Source organism: Oligoflexus sp. (assembly GCF_035638955.1).
Classification (GTDB): Bacteria; Bdellovibrionota_B; Oligoflexia; order Oligoflexales; family Oligoflexaceae; genus Oligoflexus.
The window spans coordinates 61027-81289 of the sequence record NZ_DASQYZ010000251.1; the positions used below are offsets into that span (position 1 = coordinate 61027).

17 protein-coding genes and 1 other RNA gene are annotated in these 20263 nt (G+C 52.9%); 6 read left to right on the plus strand and 12 right to left on the minus strand.

All coding sequences use genetic code 11. The features are described 5' to 3' along the window. Nucleotides 1-71: 71 nt before the first annotated feature. Nucleotides 72-1865 carry a 7TM diverse intracellular signaling domain-containing protein gene (locus tag VE954_RS23485; protein ID WP_324957366.1) on the minus strand — a complete coding sequence of 598 codons (1794 nt, stop codon included), beginning with the start codon at nucleotides 1863-1865 and terminating at the stop codon, nucleotides 72-74. Here VE954_RS23485 and VE954_RS23490 point away from each other — a divergent pair. After that, nucleotides 1844-2044, plus strand: a complete 201-nt coding sequence (locus tag VE954_RS23490) for a hypothetical protein (protein WP_324957368.1) — start codon at nucleotides 1844-1846, stop codon at nucleotides 2042-2044. The genes VE954_RS23485 and VE954_RS23490 overlap by 22 nt on opposite strands. A gap of 46 nt (nucleotides 2045-2090) precedes the next feature. Here the strand turns inward: VE954_RS23490 and VE954_RS23495 are convergent, their stop codons facing one another. From VE954_RS23495 to ssrS, 6 genes are all read right to left on the minus strand, one after another. Next, on the minus strand, nucleotides 2091-4775 hold the full coding sequence (locus VE954_RS23495; protein ID WP_324957370.1) for an ATP-binding protein: 2685 nt from the start codon (nucleotides 4773-4775) through the stop codon (nucleotides 2091-2093). Nucleotides 4776-4928: 153 nt separating this feature from the next. After that, nucleotides 4929-5744 carry a peptidylprolyl isomerase gene (locus VE954_RS23500; protein WP_324957372.1) on the minus strand — a complete coding sequence of 272 codons (816 nt, stop codon included), beginning with the start codon at nucleotides 5742-5744 and terminating at the stop codon, nucleotides 4929-4931. Between the two features lie 18 nt (nucleotides 5745-5762). After that, the gene (gene pheT, locus VE954_RS23505; RefSeq protein ID WP_324957374.1) at nucleotides 5763-8312 is read right to left on the minus strand and encodes a phenylalanine--tRNA ligase subunit beta; all 2550 of its coding nucleotides are present in this window, start codon (nucleotides 8310-8312) and stop codon (nucleotides 5763-5765) included. A gap of 17 nt (nucleotides 8313-8329) precedes the next feature. Continuing rightward, a complete protein-coding gene (pheS, locus tag VE954_RS23510) occupies nucleotides 8330-9388 on the minus strand; it encodes a phenylalanine--tRNA ligase subunit alpha (protein ID WP_324957376.1) in 1059 nt (352 codons plus the stop codon). Nucleotides 9389-9470: 82 nt separating this feature from the next. After that, nucleotides 9471-10664 (minus strand): pyridoxal phosphate-dependent aminotransferase, encoded by a 1194-nt coding sequence (locus tag VE954_RS23515; RefSeq protein ID WP_324957378.1) that lies wholly within the window; start codon nucleotides 10662-10664, stop codon nucleotides 9471-9473. Between the two features lie 136 nt (nucleotides 10665-10800). Beyond that, a non-coding RNA gene (ssrS, locus tag VE954_RS23520) (6S RNA) lies at nucleotides 10801-10991 on the minus strand. 244 nt (nucleotides 10992-11235) lie between these two features. On the opposite strand from ssrS, the gene VE954_RS23525 reads away from it, so the two are divergent. Further along, nucleotides 11236-11706, plus strand: a complete 471-nt coding sequence (locus VE954_RS23525; protein WP_324957380.1) for an acyl-CoA thioesterase — start codon at nucleotides 11236-11238, stop codon at nucleotides 11704-11706. 25 nt (nucleotides 11707-11731) lie between these two features. Further along, a complete protein-coding gene (locus tag VE954_RS23530) occupies nucleotides 11732-12493 on the plus strand; it encodes a hypothetical protein (RefSeq protein ID WP_324957382.1) in 762 nt (253 codons plus the stop codon). Here VE954_RS23530 and VE954_RS23535 read toward each other — a convergent pair. After that, complete coding sequence (locus tag VE954_RS23535) at nucleotides 12490-13047, minus strand: TMEM165/GDT1 family protein (protein ID WP_324957384.1); 558 nt, start codon at nucleotides 13045-13047, stop codon at nucleotides 12490-12492. The genes VE954_RS23530 and VE954_RS23535 overlap by 4 nt on opposite strands. 231 nt (nucleotides 13048-13278) lie before the next feature. Here VE954_RS23535 and rsmI point away from each other — a divergent pair, with 231 nt between their 5' ends. Together rsmI and VE954_RS23545 are read left to right on the plus strand one after the other, a co-directional pair. Beyond that, nucleotides 13279-14160 (plus strand): 16S rRNA (cytidine(1402)-2'-O)-methyltransferase, encoded by an 882-nt coding sequence (gene rsmI, locus VE954_RS23540; protein WP_324957386.1) that lies wholly within the window; start codon nucleotides 13279-13281, stop codon nucleotides 14158-14160. Further along, complete coding sequence (locus VE954_RS23545) at nucleotides 14150-14404, plus strand: hypothetical protein (protein WP_324957388.1); 255 nt, start codon at nucleotides 14150-14152, stop codon at nucleotides 14402-14404. Before rsmI ends, VE954_RS23545 begins: the two co-directional genes overlap by 11 nt. Before the next feature lie 23 nt (nucleotides 14405-14427). Here the strand turns inward: VE954_RS23545 and VE954_RS23550 are convergent, their stop codons facing one another. From VE954_RS23550 to sthA, 4 genes are read right to left on the minus strand one after another with little or no spacing between them, the layout of a single operon-like run. Continuing rightward, the gene (locus tag VE954_RS23550) at nucleotides 14428-16257 is read right to left on the minus strand and encodes a DUF3488 and transglutaminase-like domain-containing protein (RefSeq protein ID WP_324957390.1); all 1830 of its coding nucleotides are present in this window, start codon (nucleotides 16255-16257) and stop codon (nucleotides 14428-14430) included. Then, a complete protein-coding gene (locus VE954_RS23555; RefSeq protein ID WP_324957392.1) occupies nucleotides 16254-17147 on the minus strand; it encodes a DUF58 domain-containing protein in 894 nt (297 codons plus the stop codon). Before VE954_RS23555 ends, VE954_RS23550 begins: the two co-directional genes overlap by 4 nt. Then, on the minus strand, nucleotides 17144-18046 hold the full coding sequence (locus tag VE954_RS23560; RefSeq protein WP_324957394.1) for a MoxR family ATPase: 903 nt from the start codon (nucleotides 18044-18046) through the stop codon (nucleotides 17144-17146). Before VE954_RS23560 ends, VE954_RS23555 begins: the two co-directional genes overlap by 4 nt. Beyond that, nucleotides 18027-19460: a Si-specific NAD(P)(+) transhydrogenase gene (sthA, locus tag VE954_RS23565; RefSeq protein WP_324957396.1), complete on the minus strand. Its 1434-nt coding sequence runs from the start codon at nucleotides 19458-19460 to the stop codon at nucleotides 18027-18029. The genes VE954_RS23560 and sthA overlap by 20 nt, the downstream gene beginning before the upstream one ends. Nucleotides 19461-19504: 44 nt before the next feature. Between sthA and VE954_RS23570 the strand changes: the two genes are divergently transcribed. Beyond that, nucleotides 19505-20215, plus strand: a complete 711-nt coding sequence (locus tag VE954_RS23570; protein WP_324957398.1) for a septation protein IspZ — start codon at nucleotides 19505-19507, stop codon at nucleotides 20213-20215. Nucleotides 20216-20263: the final 48 nt, after the last annotated feature.

Consider the following 20263-nt stretch of genomic DNA (forward strand, 5'->3'; position numbering starts at 1 on the left):
TCTTCTACTGACCAGGATATCCTGTGTCTCTGCTGAGGTTAACGTGGGAAAATTTTGAAAAAAGGCAAGCATTAGCTGGCTTGCAACAGAGGCGTGGGTTCATGGTCTGCACGATCACCCGTCTCCACGAAGTGATAGTATAAAGCCGTGGCTGCCGGGTCATCCCGGACGGTGATACCGGCTTCCCTAAGATCGATCTTTATAAATTTCAAGCGGTAGATAGGATCAAGGCTTTGGAATATGATCTCCTGGATGATGATGATGCTCCGATCCTTCACCTCCGGGAAGAGTGTCTTTCGCATGCTTTCATAACGTGTAGCAAGGATAATAGCAGGTCCATATAAGTCATATTCTTTCGCACCGCTTTCCGGATAAAAGCCGCTAATGGCGTCCAGAGCGATTCCTATGCCACAGACAACCGGCGTCATCATATGGAGGGGTTCGAATTCCTCTCGAAGAATCTGCGCGAATTTAAAAGCCAATTCGATAGCTTCACAAGCTGGATTGTCGGTCAAAGAAGCAAAAGGATATCCCATTGAGCAGAGAAAACCATCGCCCATCTCCTTGATTCGATACGCCTTGGCCTTCAGTTCAACTCCATTATATCCGCTTGTGATGGTTTCATTGCAGCGCTCAAAAACCCGTCTGAAAACTACTTTGCTTTTGATGTGGCGAATATTGGAACTGCCTATGATATCGAACGAGAGGACGCAGGCATTGGCTTGGTGAGTGGGCATCGTACTTTCCAACTGTTGACCATTTTTAATGTGCTCGAGCTGATGGGAGTAGACCACTTTTTTCAGCTGCCGGAGAGCATGAACATTGCCCTTGAAGGTTTTGCTGAACTGAATGGCTAGAATTTGTCCCTGGCAGAATAAAAGGCCAACCACCCCATAAGGCGTCAGGTTTATTTCAGACATTGTATGCCATCCCAATACCATCGCGATGTCATACAGGACTGTACAGATGATAATCGATGAGCCCACAAGCATAGGGATGGAACCCGTTTTCTGGCGCTTTGCAGAGTAAAGGGAAAGAACCATCCCAAGCAACAAATGTAGAATGATGTAAACGTAACTTACCTGCGCAAAACGCGCTATTTTATCCAGCGGACAGAAGAGGCTATATACTGTCAACAGTGTCGCGAGAATCCCATCAATCATAAGAAATTTGGGCGGGATGCGGATATGGAAGCTGGCTATGACGAAGCCGACGCCACAGTACGCAGGCCAGACCAGCGGCACATACTCTAGCTTTCGGATCACGGCATAAATCCAAAAGGCCGGCTCTTGCACAGCAAATCCAAGCAACGGTCCGCTCGTTCCAATCTGTCGGCACAAAATTGCAAGAATTATTGTAGCAAGCCAAAGGGAAGCGTAGTCAGCTCGACGATAGATGTACAGGCTCGCAAAATAGAGAAGCATGATGCTCAGCATGCCGCAAATAAAAACATCACTGAGCATGGTGAAATGGAGCTGTCGGTTCATTTTTTCATAATTGTCCACGACAGGCTGCCGCCAAACACTCCAGTTGTGATAGTGCCAACCTGAGATATGTATGACAAGGTAAACTGATGGTGAATGCACCTGAGGCAGCATCCAAGTTTGGTCAGCAACCTGAGGAATGGAATGGCTTGGATCTGAAGAAACTTTACCGAGTGTGGAAACCTCTTTGAATGATGCACCGGGGGTGTCCTCCAGAATTAGCATTCGCATGGCTGTGTCGGCTCGAAAATTCATGCCAAGCTTGTACGGAATCGCTTCCAGTCCCCGAAGTTCAATAAGTAGCGTGCCCCATTTAGCGAAATTCCTCGAACTATTGACATCGGGTCCAGGCACGGTAAATGAAACAGCTTCAGGCAGCAAAGGTTCCAGAGACCGTAGATTATTTTCGTCGAGAAAGTGATGTGGGAAAAATATCCACCGACCCGCGAGGTCTGCCGGAACTCCTGATGAAATTTCATAGCTTGGAACCGTTGCTTGCTGAGCGCTCGCTGTGGCAAGCTGCAAGAAAGCAAAATAGCAGGCTACAAGATTCAAAATGATTTTAGGGCAAGCCATGGGGCCCCTTTCCTGCTGCTGAATTGATGATCAAGACGCACGCTGGATCGGTGCGTCCCAGCTTTTCTCGGGCCAGCGCAGGCGAAGTTGTGTGCCTGGACCTTCGGGGTTATCCGTGATATCGCAGCTGCCTTGCAGCCGAACGCAGCTTTGCCTAATAGCCGATAGACCAAGACCTCGACCGCTCAATAGACTCACGGACTGAGTTGTGGAAATCCCATCTTCAAAAAGCAGCGCACTCAACTGAGCCGGATCTTCCGAGTGAAGACCCCGGTCCTGGGCTAAATTCCTGATGTGCTCCCAGTTCAGACCCGAACCGTTATCACGCACGGTGATCTGGAATTCCCCAGACTGTCGATGCGCTTCGATATGCAGGCTCGCTTCCTGTTTTTGGGCCCGGATGAAACCGTGATCGATGCTATTGGTCACGGCATGGACCAGAATCTCGCGCAGGGTGTCCAGGCGAGTCTCGTTCCAATCCTGATAGCGGTCGTCCACCCTGACTTCCTTGAGAAGGATATGGTGCTGCTCCAGAGTGGGCTTCAAACCCGCAAAAATTTCACTGCAAAGCGTTAAAAGGTCGTGGCTCGCTTCATGGTGCAGGCGGGGGCCGATTTCTTCAGCGACTTGAAAATAACTCTGCAAAGTTTTTTCCAAAGAAAGCAGGGATTCGGGTATGGCCGCCTTCGATGTACCCGCGAGGCCGGTTTCCAGGACGTGGATGTCTTCACTGAGTCTTTTCAGTCCCAGAGACCTGGCAATTCCTTTTTGCGTGTGCAGCCAGACCTTATCACTCAGAATGTGCGACGACTGGATACGATCCTTTATGTCCTGCAGAAGACGCATGGCGCGGTGCATGGAGACCCGCCGCAGCTCACCGATGGCTTCGTGGAATTCGCTGTTTTTCAACCGTTCGATCCGAACCGCCTCTTCCAACTCCAGGTGATGGGAAATATCGACAATGGTCAAAATCAGATCTTCCACCTTCTGATGGCGGATGGTGGGCTGCCAGGCAAGCGACAGCACCTTTTTGCCGATTTTGATCTGCTGCGGCAGGTGAACCGCATTGAAGTCCCAGTTGTATGCATGCTCACCCAGAATCGTGTTCAGGCATTCCTCGGCAATCTGGATCTGATCCCGACTCAACTGCGAATTATGCAAAAGAATCGGCAGAATTTCCTGTCCGACGAGGCTCTCCTCACGTCCGAGAAAGGCACTCGTGGCTTTGGAATAATAGGGCAGGATTTTGCGTCCCGGCCCGATGCGCACGATCCCCTCTTCAATGGTATCGAGAACCTCCTGCAGGGCCTGCTGCTTTTCATGGGCTTCATGGCGCTTTCTGATATAGAGCAGGGCCAGAACCAGAAGGCCCAGGATTAAAAAGGACAGTAGGATGAGCAGACGCTGGACGCCTTCGATCCGCTCGAGCTCCTGAGTTTTGGCCTGATTGATGATTTCGAGCTGGCGTTTTTGTTCCTCGACACGTTGCAAATCGAATTGGGCGGCCATTTTCTGGCTCAGCTCGGCGTTCTGGTCTTCATGATATTTGTTGGAAAGTTCAAGCAGCTTGCGCAGCGCTTTCAGTTCATTTCCGGTATTCGCCTGATGGCGGGCCAGTTCAACTTGAAGCTCATACCAGGTGAGCTTATTGTTGATGGCAGCCTTGTCGGGAAAGTCCTTGATCTTTTCACAGGTTTCCCAGGCCTTGTCATAATCCTTCAGTTTAATGTAGGTCTTGCACACGTTGAACATGAGTTCAGAATAATAGAGTTTGTTGTCGCCATTCGATTGCCAGAACTCAGCCGACTTTCGGAAGTAATGAAGGGCCTCCCGGTATTTTTGCAGCTTGAAATAAGAGCCACCGAGACTGTCATAAAGATACTTGGAATAAGGCATGTCGGGAGTGTCTGGATATTTTTCCAGAAGCTTGAGCCCGTAGCTGATGGCTTCCTCGGGTTTGGCCTGGGCGTAAAAACCTGTCAGGGAATTGCTGTAATTGAAAGCCAGAAACGTTTTGCCATGGGCTTCAAAATACTCAACCGCTTCCTTGAGGAGAGCCTCACCTTCGTCATAGCGCTTATAAAAGTCGGACATGTAAAAGGAAGCCACCGCTGCCCTGGTGTTGTAGTAAGGCAGGGTATGAGGCAGCTGCTGATAAATCTCCTGCAGACGCTTGACGTTCTCCACGACGACCAGGTAATCCGCCTCACGGTTGGCAAAGTAAGTGAACAGTTCGCGCGCGTAGGCTTCCATCTGCAGATTATTATGGGTCGTGGCTGTCTCGATAGCTTTTAAATGCGAGGCCCTGGCTTCCTTGGCTTTTCCCTGAAATTCCAAAGCCACGCCGGCTAACGAATGAAGTCGCACGCGTTCCATCGGACGATCGACCTCATCGATCCGTTTGAGGCCTCGCTCCACCCATTCCCAGACGGTTTCTGATTTTCCGTAAAGGCCTGCAGATTCGGCGATGACCACACTCAGGCCCACGATGTCCTCAGGACTCATCGAGGCGCCCTGGCTCTGGAACAGAGCTGTGCCTTCCCGCACGACGGCGGCTGGATTCACAAAGGTGAGTTCGTCATAGTCGGAAATTTTTTGCGCCATCGAGGTTTCATCGGCGGCCGCAGCCGCAGCTGCAGCTGCGGCAGGCGCCAGGATCCAGACCAGCACCCAAGCTGGCAGAAGGAACATTGGCAAAAAGCGGCGGACGCGCACCGGGCGGCTCCATAATAATACAGATCTTTTTCGGTATTTATGCGAAAGGCGTGACAGGAAAGGCAGAGGGGGGTGGGAAAACCTGGAGGAAAAAAGCTGTTTTTATCGGTTTGCCAAGGGCTCCCCTGCCGAAGCAGGGGATCTCTGTTCAGCTTAGAGCTGCATTTTGCCCAGGACTTCGTCGTCGACTTTGACCTGTGCTTTATCACGAAGGCTCTTCACCAGTTCGTTACGAGCATTCATGCGAATTTCCTGCTCGACTTCGGCTTTCTTGTCTTCGAATTTCACATTGTCACCACCGCGAACGTCCAACACCTTGATGATGTGGAAGCCGAACTGGGTTTTGATGAGCTGAGGATAGACCTTGCCTTTTTCCGTGCCGAAAGCGGCTTTTTCAAATTCAGGAACCATGCGGCCTTGTTTAAACCAGTTGAGGTCGCCACCTTTGGAACCGTTTTTCTCGGTCGCGTATTTTTTCAAAAGGTCATCAAAGTTGTTCTTGGCCTGAACTTCTTTCAAAACCTTTTCAGCCGTGGCTTTTTCTTTTTCGCCGAAGAGGATGTGCTGAGCTTTCACTTCCTTTTCGGTGAACTTGGCTTTGTTCTTCTCGAAGTATTCTTTCAGTTTAGCGTCGGTGCTGTTATCGGCGATATATTTTTCAAGGTAGAGCTTGGCCAGGATATCGCGCTTGGCGGTATCAACCAGAGCCTTGAAACGATCGGAATCATCAATATCCTGATTTTTGGCTTCGTTGGCCAGAAGAGTACTCTCGATGATGTGATCGAGGAATTGCTTTCTGATTTCAGGATTGCCTTTGACCATATCGGCCTGGGGACCCAACTGAGCCAGTGCTTCCTTGTACTGATCTTCGGACACGCCTTTGCCGTTAATGGTGGCAACGTCCTTGGCCATAGCGATCGTCGAGAAAGCCCAGGCGGCGAGGGTCAATGTTTGCAAACTCTTTTTCATGCACATTCCTTTCCTATATTATCGGATGTCAGCCGAGAGATCCTCTTTCAGCTGGGTGAGCAGGGCTTCCACTTCCTTTTCCACGTCCTTATCGGTCAACGTCTTGTCGTCAGCCTGGAAAACGAGACTGAATGCCATGCTCTTTTTGCCTGCGGGAATATTCGTGCCTTGATAGACATCAAACAGGTGTTGTTCACGCAGATATTTGCGGCGCTTGAATCCTGCAAAACTTTTCATGAAAGCATCGTAAGTCACCGCCTCCGGAACGACCAGCGCCAGATCGCGGGACACTGGTGGAAATTTGGCTGAGCCCGACGCATAACTGCGTTTGACCTGCCATTCTTCCAGCAGAACCTCCAGGTCCACTTCAAATACCACAGGCGTATTCTGGAAGTCCAAACCATAGGCTTTGGCCGTGCGTGGATGCAACTGACCCAGATACCCGAAGAAACGGCCCCGCTGGGTCCAGATAGCGGCGGCGGCACCAGGATGCAGCCAAGGAAAGTCTTCGGCCTGAATCGGCTCAAAGCGCAGGGATTGGACGCCATACGCGGAAGTCCATTGCAGCAAATATTGTTTGCCGTGAAAAAAGTCGACTTTCAGTTCAGGCTGGTTCCAGGTTTTTTCCGAGTAAGGCTGATCCAGAATGGCCGCCACGCGGTTGCGTTCGATGGGACGATCATCGTTCCGGGCTTTGGCGGGAACATGACCACCCTGCTCCTTGACATGGGCCCAGGCTGCAGAGCTGGCGCTTGAGAATTTCGCAGGTTCATGGAACGTGCGGGCGGCTTCGAAAATTTTCACACCCTGACGGCCATGCCGACGATTTTCCAAAACACTGGCGATCAAGCCTGGCAGCATGGTCGTGCGCAGAAGACCCTGCTGCTCGACCAGGGGATTGGCGAGACGCACGGCGGCCGCGAGCGGATGACTGTCCTTGATGCCCATATTCTCAAGATCACCCGCATGCATGAAGGGGAAGGTGATCACTTCGCTCAGACCGCAGCTGGCCAGGGTGATTTTATTTTGATCCAGAAAATCAATCAGCGGGTGTTCCGGCAGATGACTGATCTGCATCAAAGGCAGTTTGAGCGGAATTTTATCGAAGCCATAAACGCGAGCCACTTCCTCGATCAGATCGATTTCGCGTTCGATATCATGGCGCCAGCTCGGAACTGTGAAGAGCAGTCGATCGTCCTTGTGATCACTGAGTTTGAAACCGAGTGATTCCAGAATGCCGACCACCTGATCCCGCGTGATATCCGGCAAAGCCGTAATCTGCTTCAATCGCGGCATACGCAGGGCCACCGTACCGGGAGCCACAGCATTGGGACAAACATCAACCGCCTGGCCGGCGATTTCAGGCAAGGGGACATCGATCCCGAGCGCACGGAGCTCTTCGGCGCCCTGATAGATGAGTTCGGCCACGCGACGCGCAACCCAGGGGATATTTTGAAGGTCGACACCGCGTTCAAAACGATGCGAGGCTTCCGTATGGATCGCATAGCGTTTGGCCGTCTTGCGAACCAGGGTCGGATTAAAGTGGGCCACTTCGATCAGAATGTTGGCTGTATCAGCTTTCACTTCCGAATTTTCGCCACCCATCACACCCGCCAGACCCACTGCTTTTTGAGAGTCGGCAATGACGATATCGGTCGCACTCAGTTTGCGTTTTTGCCCGTCGAGCGTGGTGAGTTCCTCGCCTTCCTTGGCCCGCCGCACCTGAATGACTTTGCCCTGAAGGTCACGCTCATCATAGGCGTGAATCGGCTGGCCCGATTCAAGCATCACATAGTTGGTGGCATCCACAATCAGGTTGATCGGCCGCATGCCGGCGTGCTGAACGCGTCTTTGCAGCCACTGTGGGGAAGGGACTGCGCGCACTCCTCGCACATACAAGGCGCAGAAACGTTGGGATTCTCCATTGTTGCTGAGCTGCACCGTAATGTGAGAGGAACTTTGCAAGGATTCCTGCGAGCGCTTTTGGACGGGCGCTGGAATTTTCAAAGGACGTTTCAGACGCGCGGACAGATCACGTGCCACACCGATGATGCCCAGACAGTCGCTGCGGTTCGGCGTCAAGCCGATCTCAATAATGGTGTCGTTCATTGCATAAAGACTGCTGATGGCGGTGCCCAGGGCAGCGGACGCCGGCAACTCAATGATGCCGTCCTGCGATTCCGAGAGACCCAGTTCCTGCTCACTGCAGAGCATGCCGAAGGAAGGTTCGCCGCGGATTTTGCTTTCCTTGATTTTAAAATCACCCGGGAGCACCGCTCCAATACGGGCGACCACAACCTTGATGCCGTCGCGAGCATTGGGGGCCCCGCAGACGATTTTCAGAGGATCGCCGGCACCGACCGACACCTGACAAACCCGCAGTTTGTCAGCGTTGGGATGCTGCTCGGCCTTCAGAATCTGGCCGACCACGACATCGCCTTTCAAGGGTTCGATGCGTTCGATGCCTTCCACTTCCAATCCAAGCTGAGTCAGCTCGCCCGCAAGATGTTCGGGAGTCAGATCTTGAATATCAATATAATCGTTCAGCCATTGCAATGAAATACGCATGGGTTGCAAGTCTCCGGTCAGGGATGGGTCGGGAATTGGCCAAGGAACTGCTGATTGCCCTCAAAGAGCTGACGCAGATCCGAGAGGCCGTAACGCAGCATGGCGATCCGATCGAGGCCAAAGCCGAATGCGAATCCGGTGTAGGCTTCGCTGTCATAACCCACGGCTTCGAAGACATTGGGATGGATCATGCCAAGGCCGCCGATTTCCAGCCAGCCGGTATTTTTACAGATCCGGCAGCCCTTGCCCCGGCAGCTGACACACTGCAAATCAAATTCCGCACCTGGCTCCACAAAGGGGAAAAAGCTGGGCCGCAGACGGGTCGAAAGATCCTGACCGAACACGGCTTTCAGAAGCTGATCGATCACACCTTTCATGTCGCCCATGTCGATGTTCTGATCGACGATGAAACCTTCGACCTGATGGAACATCGGGGTATGGGTGATGTCGCTGTCGCAACGATAGGTGCGGCCCGGCGCCACCACGCGCAGAGGCGGCTTTTCATGCATCATCGCATGGATCTGGATATTCGATGTATGCGTGCGCAGAATCGTTTTGGTGCGGTCCCCGATAAAGAAGGTGTCCTGCATATCACGCGCAGGATGATCATCTTTGAAATTCAAGGCACCGAAGTTATAAAAGTCGAGATCGACTTCCGGTCCATCGTAAACGGTAAAACCGAGGCTGCGGAACGCATCGAGAATGATGCGACGCATCAGGGTCACCGGATGCAGCGAACCCTTGCTTTGCATGGCTGCCACGGGAAGACTGACGTCCAGACGTTGCGCGGCGAGCGACTCGTCCAGGGCCCCTTCTTCAGCCGAGGCTCGCAAGGTTTCGAGCTTTTCCTCGATTCCCTTGCGCATTTCATTGATGATTTTGCCGGCGGCTGGTTTGTCTTCCTTGGACACTTCCTTCAAAGTTTCCATGAGAGCGGTGACCAGACCCTTGCGACCCAGATACTTGACCTTCAAATCTTCCACGGCGCGGGAATTCAAGGCAGCGTTCGCTGTATCCTCGTGAAAGGCACCCTTGATTTCGTCGATGCGCTGCACGCATTCATTGAGCTTGGACATGTTCAGCTTTCCAATAGTAAAACAGCGGGAAATGGCCTATCCGGCCACGCCCGCTGGATCTTGCTAAGAACAACGGCTGCTTTCAAACCGCCTTGAGCGCTTCACCCAATCGCTTCAGTCCCTCGATCAGCTGTTCATCGGCCACAGCGTAACTCAAGCGCAGAAAACCAGGGGCGCCAAAGGCCTCGCCAGGCACCATCGCGACGTGATGGGCTTCCAGCAGTTTCGCACTGAAAGCGAGGCTATTATCATTGGCATAGAGAGGAGATTTTGCAAGGACTTTTCTGATGTCAATAAAGATGTAAAAAGCCCCATTTGGCGGCATCATATCCACCCCTGGCATTTCGCGCAGAAGGCGGATGGCCATATCCCGACGGGATTTCAAAAGTCCCATCTTGTCCCGGGTCGCATCCGGACCCATGCTCAAAGCCTTAACAGCGGCTTCTTCGACAAACGCCGGCAGACAGGTCGAGGACTGGGTTTGCAGCGTGCGCACCATCTCAGCGACTTGACTGGGGCCAGCCATGTAACCCACTCGCCAGCCAGTCATGGCGTAACCTTTGGACAGACCATTCACCAGGATATAGCGATCCTTGAGTCCAGGACAGAGTGTGGCCATGGAGACGGCTGGAAAATCATAGGACATGTACTCGTAAATTTCGTCCGCAATGATCCACCAGGGTTTGTCCTGTAGATACTGTCCGAGCTGACGCAATTCGGCTTCGGGAATGGTATAGCCGGCCGGATTGTTAGGCGTCGTGATAATAATGGCCTTGGTCCGCGGCGTCACATAGGGCTGGATCATCTCGGGGGTCAGGCGCGGGGCATGATGATCCCTGGGAAAAGGAATCACGACAGGTTTTCCACCCGCAGCGACGACATGTTCCGTGTAGCTCACCCAGTAGGGAGCAGGAATCAAAACTTCGTCCCCTTCGTTGATCAATGCGAGCGACAGGTGAAAAAGAATTTCCTTGGCACCCACGCCGGCCACGATCTGACTCGGCAGATAATTCAGCTTATTATCTTTTTCAAGCTTCTGACTGATCGCCTTGCGCAGGGGCAGACTCCCACCGGCGGCGCTGTATTTGGTTTTGCCTTGATTCAAAGCCTCGATGGCAACATCGACAATCGGTTTTGGCGTTGTGAAGTCCGGTTCACCCACTGAAAAGTTGATGACCTTATGACCCTGCTCCGCCAGTTCCTTGGCTTTGGTGTTGAGAGCCACAGTTGGGGACGGTTGAAGCTGCGAGATTCGTTTTGAAAGGGACAGTTCCATGGTGAAAACCCTGTGCGCGGAAAGGTTTTTTGTTGCCCCTATTAAGCAGAGGTGCAGCGCGTCTTACAAGTGGTTTCGGGGGAGGACGTTTTGGCCAGCTCCGAGTCGGTGGCTCGCCCAAAAAAAAAGGATGGAGGAATGCGCCGGTATACGACGTATCTGACTTGCCAGGGAACCCACCACTCACTAGGTGGGTGCCTTACCACGCGCTTCAGGCTTCCTCAGTTAGTTAGAGGCGTGCTCACCACGAGTGGACCCAGGCTCCCTAAAATAAAAGCATCGGCTCCCGCATCAATCAGCACGATGCCGACACATTCCAAGCGAGTTTCTAACACAAGTTGGGGGGAGGAAGTATAGTTATTTTTTTTAGTAAAAATTTCTGGTGCGATAAAAGGCTGCGGAGTGCGGTATGTCCTCTGGAAATTTAGGTTTTCTTCGGACGTTGTAAAGTGCGGCGGGTCATGATCAAATAATTCTTTACAAACGCACCGAATAATTTTTGGGATTTCGCTTTGCCTGATGCCTGCATAATATCGATGAGGCAGCGCCATCCTATGGAGTGACGATCACGATGCAAACACAGGTCGATGTTTTTAATCCCCGTTCCCTGCAAATGTCAGTGCTGGTAACCCCGGATATGGCAAATTTTTCAGGCCATATGCATGGTGGGGATCTTTTGAAATATCTTGACAAAGTCGCCTATACCTGTGCCATGCGATATGCTGCCAGCTATGTCGTGACGCTTTCGGTCGATAAGGTTTTATTTAAACAACCGATTTTCATCGGCGAACTGCTGACTTTCCTTGCGCTTGTGAATTTTACCGGTAAAACCTCGATGGAGATCGGTATCAAAGTTGTGGCCGAGGACCTGGTCAAACGCAGTCAGAGGCACACGAATTCGTCCTATTTCACGATGGTCGCCTTGGATGAGAAAGGCAACCCTAAACCTATTCCGCCGCTGGTGCCGGAAACCGCAGAAGACAAGATGCGGTACGAAAGAGCGAAGAAGCGGAAAGAGGCCAGTTTGAAAAATCCAGACTAAGAACTTAATCTCAGGAAAGGCACGCATGCGTTTAAGCATACTGATCGGGTGTTTGATTTTTGGGCTGCTCTCGCACGAGGCGCAGGCCTTTGAGTGGGGGCTGGGGGCCGGTCGAATACAGGGATGTCTGGCGCGAGTGGGGGATGAGGAAGCGGTCTGTTCGATGGGCCCGGCGATGACGGCGAGTCTTGGCCTGAACCTTTGGGGTGCGGACTATCGGCCCGAGGATCATGAGCGCGACACGTTCGGCGAGGGCACTAGCAGTTCCATGGATACTGGTTTTAATTTGGGTCTCAGGGTCAATGATTGGGACGAGGTGGCCCTGGTGATTGTCATCGCCCTCTTTCTGACAACAGTTGGGTATGCTCTGCTTTATCCGGTGTCCTCTCGGGTCGACGTCGGTATCACGACACGGAGCGGCTGGCAGGAACAGTCAGGAGAGGATCTTCAGCTCTGGCGGAATGAAGCCGGCATTTACCTGCGAGCTTATCTTTCCCAGCACTTTCCTATGTACATCTATGGCAGCGGCCTCTTGTCCTACCAAAACGTGAGCCTTGGTGGTGCTCAGGAAACGCATCAGGTATTTGTCAAAGGCCTGGGTTTTGGGTTTATGAGTCCTACGCGTGCAGGTCCTTATTTTCATGGCGTTTGGGAACGCAGCAGCTTTCTGGATCCCAAACCCAAGGACCTCTGGCAGGATGCCAGTGACGTGAAGATCTTTAAAAATTCCGTGGCCGAGATTCTGGACGGATCGTACTTCGAACTCGGCTACCTATGGTACCGTTAATCCTGAAAGAAGAGGGCCACACCAAAGATCGCGAACAAGGCCGCAGCTCCCCAATGAATCCACTTCATCGAAATGCGCCGGGTTAACTTTTCACCCAGAAAAACCGCCAGACCATCGGCGACGAGCATGCCGGCTGTGGTGCCGAGAGTGACCATAACCGGCGCTTGAAAGCGGGCTGCCAGAGCCACGGTGGCCAGCTGCGTTTTGTCGCCCATTTCCGCCAGGAAAAAAGCGATCGTGGTGGTCACGAAGGCCCCATATTTTTCGCTCCATTTGAGACCCTCATCCTTGTCTGGAACCAGCAGCCAAACTGCAAACGCCAGAAAGGTGAAACCCAAAATCTTGTTTAAAAGGTGCGGTGGCAGGAGAGCTGAGATTTCAGTTCCCAAAAGGGAAGCGAGCCCATGATTCACCAAAGTTGCCACCAGAATACCAGCCATGATCGTCCAGGGTTTCTTAAATTTTGAGGCCAGGACCAAGGCCAGGAGCTGCGTTTTATCGCCCATTTCGCTGGTCACGACCAAAAGAAAAGACTGCAGACCAACACCATCCAACGGTAACCTCCTTATTCAATCGCATCGTTGTATCAATAGAATCATGCAAAGATCAAGGGCATCCCCGCCTTTTGTGCATGACATGCGCGTCTCGAATGGCGTAGAATTCGGAAATTTTCGCTATTTATTGACATATATAGGCCTGTCTTCCAATTGTGTTCGGCCAGCACTCAGGCTAGATTGAGAGCCGCCTGATCGGGGGCATTTCAACACTTTTACCAAGAGTCAGACGTGACCGAGGCTTCGTCATCCATAGCCATCTATGTCGTGGCCACACCGATTGGCAATCTCGATGATATTTCACAGAGAGCCATGCGGATTTTAAAAAACGTGGACCTTATTGCCGCGGAAGATACCCGTCGTGCTCGTCAACTTCTGCAGCAGATCGGACGGGAAAAGGTCGAACTCATCAGTTATTACGATCACGTGGAGCAGGAGAAAACACCGCAGATCCTGGATCGGCTGCAGCGTGACAATCTTTCCCTGGCTCTCGTATCCGATGCCGGGACGCCTTGTATCTCAGATCCGGGCTATCGCTTGATTCGCGAGGCTAAAAAGCGCGGAATTCCTGTCCACCCCATTCCTGGGCCAAGTGCACTGACAGCTTTAGTGTCAGCCTCAGGTCTGCCGAGCGATCGTTTGCTTTTTGTCGGCTTCCTGCCGAACAAGAAAGCGGCTTTGATGCGTGAAGTGGCGAGCTGGCGTGGGATGCGTGCTTCCATCGTATTCTACGAAGCGCCGCGACGGCTGGATCAGGTGTTTAAAGTCATTGAAGAGCTTTATCCCAACGCGGAGCTGGTGGTCGGACGCGAATTGACCAAGCTGCACGAGGAAATTCTTTCGACGGATATTCAAGGGGCGCGCTCCTGGTGTCATGACCATGAATTTTTGAAGGGTGAAGCCACAGTGATGGTGTCGCTCGGCAAGGATGCAGAAACTCCGGAGGTGCAGGCCGCCGAGGCTGCCAGTGAGATTTCCGGCGAAGCGATCCAGCTGTTCAAAGCGGGGGCGACGCTCAAGGATCTTCTGCAAAAATTCAGAGATCGGGGCTTAAGCCGCTCCGACCTTTACCAACTGCTACTTGAAGCCAAGGAGGCGAGTGATGATACGTGATGGAAACCCAAGTCCGGCGCAGGCCAAACGCATGGTCAAAGTATTCGTGATCGCGACCTTGCTGGGTGGTCTCATGGTCTTTGTGAGTGTCACGATGCGCAGCTACAATATTCGGCAGCAGCAGGCCTATCTGAAGAGCCAGGAGGCCGTGTCCGGGTCGACGAAGCCGTCGGCACCTGCAACGATTCCAAAAACTGCGACTCCTGCTCCCGAGGCCGCGACACCCGCACCGACCACGCCTTAAAACCAAAGGGGTTGAGACCAGGCTCAGGTCCGTGGATAAGGGGATTTGTTGATCAAACGCCTTATGGATTGAAAGCGTCGGTGCAAATCCTCAGCTGCACGGGGCTCGGCAGCTGGACCGTAGAGGACATCCTGATAGAGTTGCGAGAGTTCCATCACATGGGAAGCCTCTGCGGGAAAATTTTGAGCCACGCGCCTTAAAAAATCCCGCATCCCTTCGTGCTGTTCCCGCTGCAGTCCACGCTTTTCAAGGTCGCGGAAAAAATTTTCCATCGCCGACTGCCACACCGGGCGATTCAATCGCTTCTTCTGCAGGCGCCAGATCTGAATGGGCACCAGTATGGCGAGCACAGCGATCAGACTCATCCAAAGATATTCAAACTCCTGAGCCCATTCGCGCAATTTGACAACGGCAAGGCGCAGCCCATAGGCAAACCAGGCGGAAGGCAAGGCGGTAATCCAGACCCGCTCGGAGTCACGCGAGACTTCAGAGCGAGCCACATCCGAAGGATCAATTCGATGCCAACGGCCATCCCAATAGACTTCCGTCCAGGCATGGGCATCACTGTCACGGACTAACAGGAAATCGCTGTTGCCGATAAAAACTCCGCCTTCGTATCCGGCTACGACCCGAGCGGGGGTTCCTGCCAGTTGCAAAAGCGTAGCAAAAGACGCAGCGAAATGTTCACAGAAACCACGCTTTTTTTCGAAGAGAAAGTCATCCAGGGCATCATCCCGATTCAAAACGCCTGGATGTAATGTATAGGTGTAGTCCTGCATGCGAAGGAGGAGAGTTTGCACCTGCTGTTCGGGGGACAGACGTTTCAAGTGATTGACCAAGGTCTGGGTGCGGTCCGAAATCTGAATTTTCAGCTCCTCATGAACAGGGGCCTCGGCTGAAAAACGATCGACAGGAGCCGCGCTCGCTTCGATGAGTTCATTTTGAGTCTGATAGATGCGAAGATCGGCATGCCACCAGATCTGGGTCGCGTGATGGCCGGCTCCCTGGACTGAGATCGTATGTTCGAGAAGGGGCAGACCCAGGCCCAGGCGAACTTCGGGAATCAATTCATAGGTCATATGTCCGGCGGCCGAGCGTGGCGTATAGTCCTGCATTTCAACCTGGCGCTTTTTACGCCAGATCATGCCGAACGATTCTTCGAGAACCATGCTCCGCCAGTACATGGGTTGATCGGCAGGCTGGTCCTGTAAGAAGCGCACGCGAAAAGCTACACGATCCGAGAGAGCGAGCTTGGCAATGCGTCCTGGTTCCAGAATATCCGACAAACCCGTCACGGCATAATCCGCGTTCTGCGGCCGAATCTCAGGAAAAAAGAAATAGACGGGTAGAAGAATGGCCGAAACAGGCAAGGATATTTTTAGAATATTGCGACCCAAAGGCCACAGGGAAAGCAAGGCCGAAGGCGGCAGATGATGCACGAGCAGGCTAAAAAATATCAAGACGGTCATGAAAAAATAGAGAAAGAGGGGCAAAGGAGCGCCACGCATCACGAGCAGCCCTATCAGCAAACCGTAAAAGGCGCCATGCACCAGCATGACCTGCCGCAGGTGGGGTCGATCCAAAATAAACAGCATACAGGCGATACAGACCACCGACACCATGGATTCCCGACTGAAAATCGGAGCGCTATCCAAAAAAACGAAAGCCAGCATCAACGTGCCCAGGGCGCTGAGTAAAACCCGCGAGGGATGTCCGGTTCCACTGCGCAGGATCCACCATTTCCAGAGTCCGAGCACCATCGCGGCGATCACCATCCACAGAGGAAGCCCGGGCATCAGCAGCATGATGAGGAAAGCGAAAACAATCAGCGCAAAATTTTGCACGCCTTTCATGCCGGCTCCTCAAAGCTGGCCAGATGCAGAAGGGCCTCACGGAGCTGCTCGCGTCCTGAGCCTTCCGCCAGGCTGCGACCCGGCAATTCCAAGGAGAACGGACGATTCTGCGTCGCGCAGGCAAAAACCCAGGCGGAAAGTTGCCGCAACCGGGCTTCCGTGGTCTCGGCCAGCACATCCTGATAACGCAGCTGCAAGGGGCCTTCGCCGCGACTGCCAAATTCTTTGAGCAGGAGAGGCTGACCGCGGGCGTAAGCTTTCCAATCCACTTGTTTCAGCGAGGCGCCTGGCTGATAGAGTCGATGCCCCACAAAGTCCTCACCGCTTAAATACCGCAGGCGATGCCCCTCATCCGCGGATGGCAGAGGCTGATGACCCTCGGGTTTGGGATACACGATGAGTTTGGCGTTGGTGAACACCCATTTCCAGGCCGAAAAAAGTCCATAGTAGCCACGACTCTGAATTTTGATACGTTGCAGATGATAGACGCCACGAGCCGAGCATTGGATTTCCAGCGAAACGGTGCAGCTTGTTTTCAGTTCCTGGACAAAAGGCTGGTCCACGAGCCGAAATTTTTTCAAGGTTTGAAGCGATAGATTATAACGAGCCGGCATGAGGCCATTGCGAAGAACGACCAGCACGCGAGCCGTCCGACCTTCCTCGCCTGGCTCACTTTGTATGACTTCAGCCGAGACGCTGTCCATATTGGTGTTGGTTTGAATCATGGCGACCATGCCGAGCACGATCAAGGTCAGGCCCACCGTATGATAGGGGCCGGCGTTGCGAAAAAAACCGAGGGCAAACACATCAACGATCAAGGTAAAAAAGCCAAAACCATAGACGGTCGGTAAAATACCGGGCCGCTCGGTGGGAATAAATACCTTTTTCATGGCCGGACCGGAACCTGATGCAGCAATTCGCGCGCGCGGTCATTGCCCACTTCAGGACGCAGTTCATCCCCGCTGACCAGGCGATGGCTCATCACGGAAATCGCGACGGCCTGCACGTCTTCGGGGATCACGTATTTGCGGTTATCCAGCCAGGCATAAGCCTGGGCTGAATGAAGGAGAGCCAGGGATGCACGAGGCGAAATGCCATGCGGCAGGCGTCGAGATTCCTGGGCGATATCAACAATATAATGCGCAATGCCGGGCGCCACATGCAGTTGGCGAATTTCGGCCTGACGGGCCAGGATTTCACCGGGATCCCAGATCGGCTCCAGTTTGGCCAAAGCCCGAGCCGAGTCACCGTTGAGGAGGATACTGATCTCGGCGTCGCGACTGGGATAGCCGAGTTCCATTTTCATCATAAAGCGGTCGAGCTGCGATTCAGGCAAGGGAAAGGTGCCGATGCTGCGTCTTGGATTTTGCGTGGCAATAAAGAAAAAAGGCTGCTGCAAAGCATAGGTCTTGCCATCGGCTGTCACAGCCTGTTCTTCCATGGCCTGCAAAAACGCGCTCTGCGTTTTGGGAGAAGCCCGGTTTAATTCATCACCCAGCACGAGCTGGCTGAAAATCGGACCCGGTTGAAAGACAAAGCTTTGCTTATCGCGATCGAAAATGGAAACGCCGATGATATCCGCCGGCAACAGATCCGATGTGAACTGAATGCGGCTGAATTCAAGATTCAGAAGGCGGGCCAGAGTCTTGGCAAACGTGGTCTTGCCCATGCCTGGCTCATCTTCGAGCAGGAGGTGACCACCCGCGAGCAGGCAGCTGAGCGACAGGCGAAACGATTCCCGTTTGCCGATGACCACTTTTTCCGCGTGCTCAAGAAACCTTTGCAACATCAGCGATGATCCTTTGAGGCAGCTTTTCCAGTTCCGCCATGGCATTGAAAGCTGCGATCTTATAGCCTTCCGCCAGGGTAGGGAAATTGAAGATGGTGGAATGCGCAAACTGATGAATGGTCATGCCGGCGATCATTCCCACCTGGCCGATGTGAATGAGATTCGCGGCATCGGCTCCGACGATGTGAACGCCGATGATCTTATGGGTGTTTTGACAGACGATGATTTTCATCAGCCCATAGCTGTCACCGCGGATATAGCCCCGGGCAATTTGATCATAGCGTGCCCTTCCGACAACATAAGGCTGCTTGCTTTTGATCAGGTCCTCTTCCGTCAGACCCACGGAAGACATTTCCGGTATGGTATAAACCCCAATAGGATAGAACTCAGGAAATGTGACATCGGTAATCCCAAAGGCGTGGGCTGCAGCCAGGCGGCCTTGTTCCGCCGACGTGCTGGCCAGAGCCGGTGGTCCAATGACGTCACCGACGGCGTAAATGCTGCGAATCGTGGTTTGAAAGTATTTGTTCACAGTAATCGCTTTACGGTCGTTGACTTCAATGCCAACTCGTTCCAGACCCAAATGGTCACTGCAGGATTCACGACCCGCTGCGAAGAAGAATATATCAGTTTCCAGAATGAGATCATTATAAGTTGTCCGAACCAATGGACCGTCGACTTCCATTTTCTGCATCTGCCGGCCCAGCTCAAATTTGACACCTAGACCTTCCATCGACTGCTTCAGTTCTTCCGCGACTTCCTGATCGATAAACTGCATGATACGGGTACGGGCATCAATGATGGTGGTGGCCACGCCAAGGGCCGAGAAAATGCAGGCATACTCACAGCCGACCACACCGGCGCCAAAGACCGTGATGGATTTAGGCAGCGATTCCAGGCGCAAGATATCATCGGAATCCACCACGCGCCAGCCATCGAAAGGCATATCCAGAGGACGACGCGGCCTTGAGCCCGTGGCTATGACGACGAACTCGGTATGCAGGACGTAACTTTCCCCCTGCGTGGGATTGATGCGCACGAGGTTGGTGTCTTCAAGAAAAGCTGAACCGTGGATCAGTTCGACTTTATGCTGAGCCAGCTGCGCACGAACGATTTTTTCTTCATCCATCGAGGCGGTGCGGGCACGTTCGGTCAATCGATTGGTGGAAAGTGTGCTGACCAGTCGCTCCACCCAGTGGGCCCCAACGTGCGAATGAATGCTGCGGATGGCAGCCAGGACTTCCCGCAGAGTTTTCGAAGGGATGGTGCCGGTGTGAAGCCATGTGCCGCCCAAGCGCTCGGGATGCTTTTCGATAATAGCGACCCGTTTGTTGAGGCGCGCCGCCTGGATCGCGGCCTGAATACCAGCCGGACCGGTGCCGATCACGATCATGTCATAAACTGCTGAAGTCACGGGTTACTCCTCGAAGGATGACACCACGGTAAGAAGATCGGCGGTTGACAGGACTTCTTGAGCTGGGATTGGTCTTTGGCTGTTTGGGATTGTCGGAATCAGGTCAACCCGCTTATCATAAAATTCTGTCCATTCTTGGAGTCGGCATGAACGTCTCGCTCATGATCATGGAGTTTCTACCCCTGATCGTTTACATCGGAGTTGATGCCTGGAAAGGGTTTCGTGCCGGTATTATCGCGGCGATCGTCTGCACGCTGGTGATGGTCGTCTACACTTATCTTATGTTTGGTGAAATCGATAAATTTGTGCTGGGCGAAGGCCTGATGATCATTGTCCTGGGCGGCATCAGCCTGAAAATGAACAATGATCGCTACTTCAAATTCCAGCCGACGGTCCTGGCTGCAGTATTTGCAGGCGTCTTTGCCTGGTTTCAGGCTTTTGACCAACCGCTGATGCTGCATTTCGTTCCGCATATGGAAAAACTTTTGCAGTCGACCCCGACCGAGATGAGGGCCATGGATGGTGAGCAGCCACCCGTAGTGGTGGAGTCAGAAACCATGCAGATGCTGCATTCCGATCATTTTAAGACGGTTATGGGTCGCCTTTCGGGTCATATGATTTGGCTTTTTCTCGCACACGGTTTGATCATGATCTACGCTGCGGTTCGTTTGCGCACGGCCGGCTGGTTCGCCTGGCGATTGGCCATTTATCCGGCGCTTTTTATTCTGGTCGTGATCAATCAGCTTTTTGCTTGAATTCAGCAAAGCACCAAACCGTGCAGACCACTCCATTCGCCGTCACGC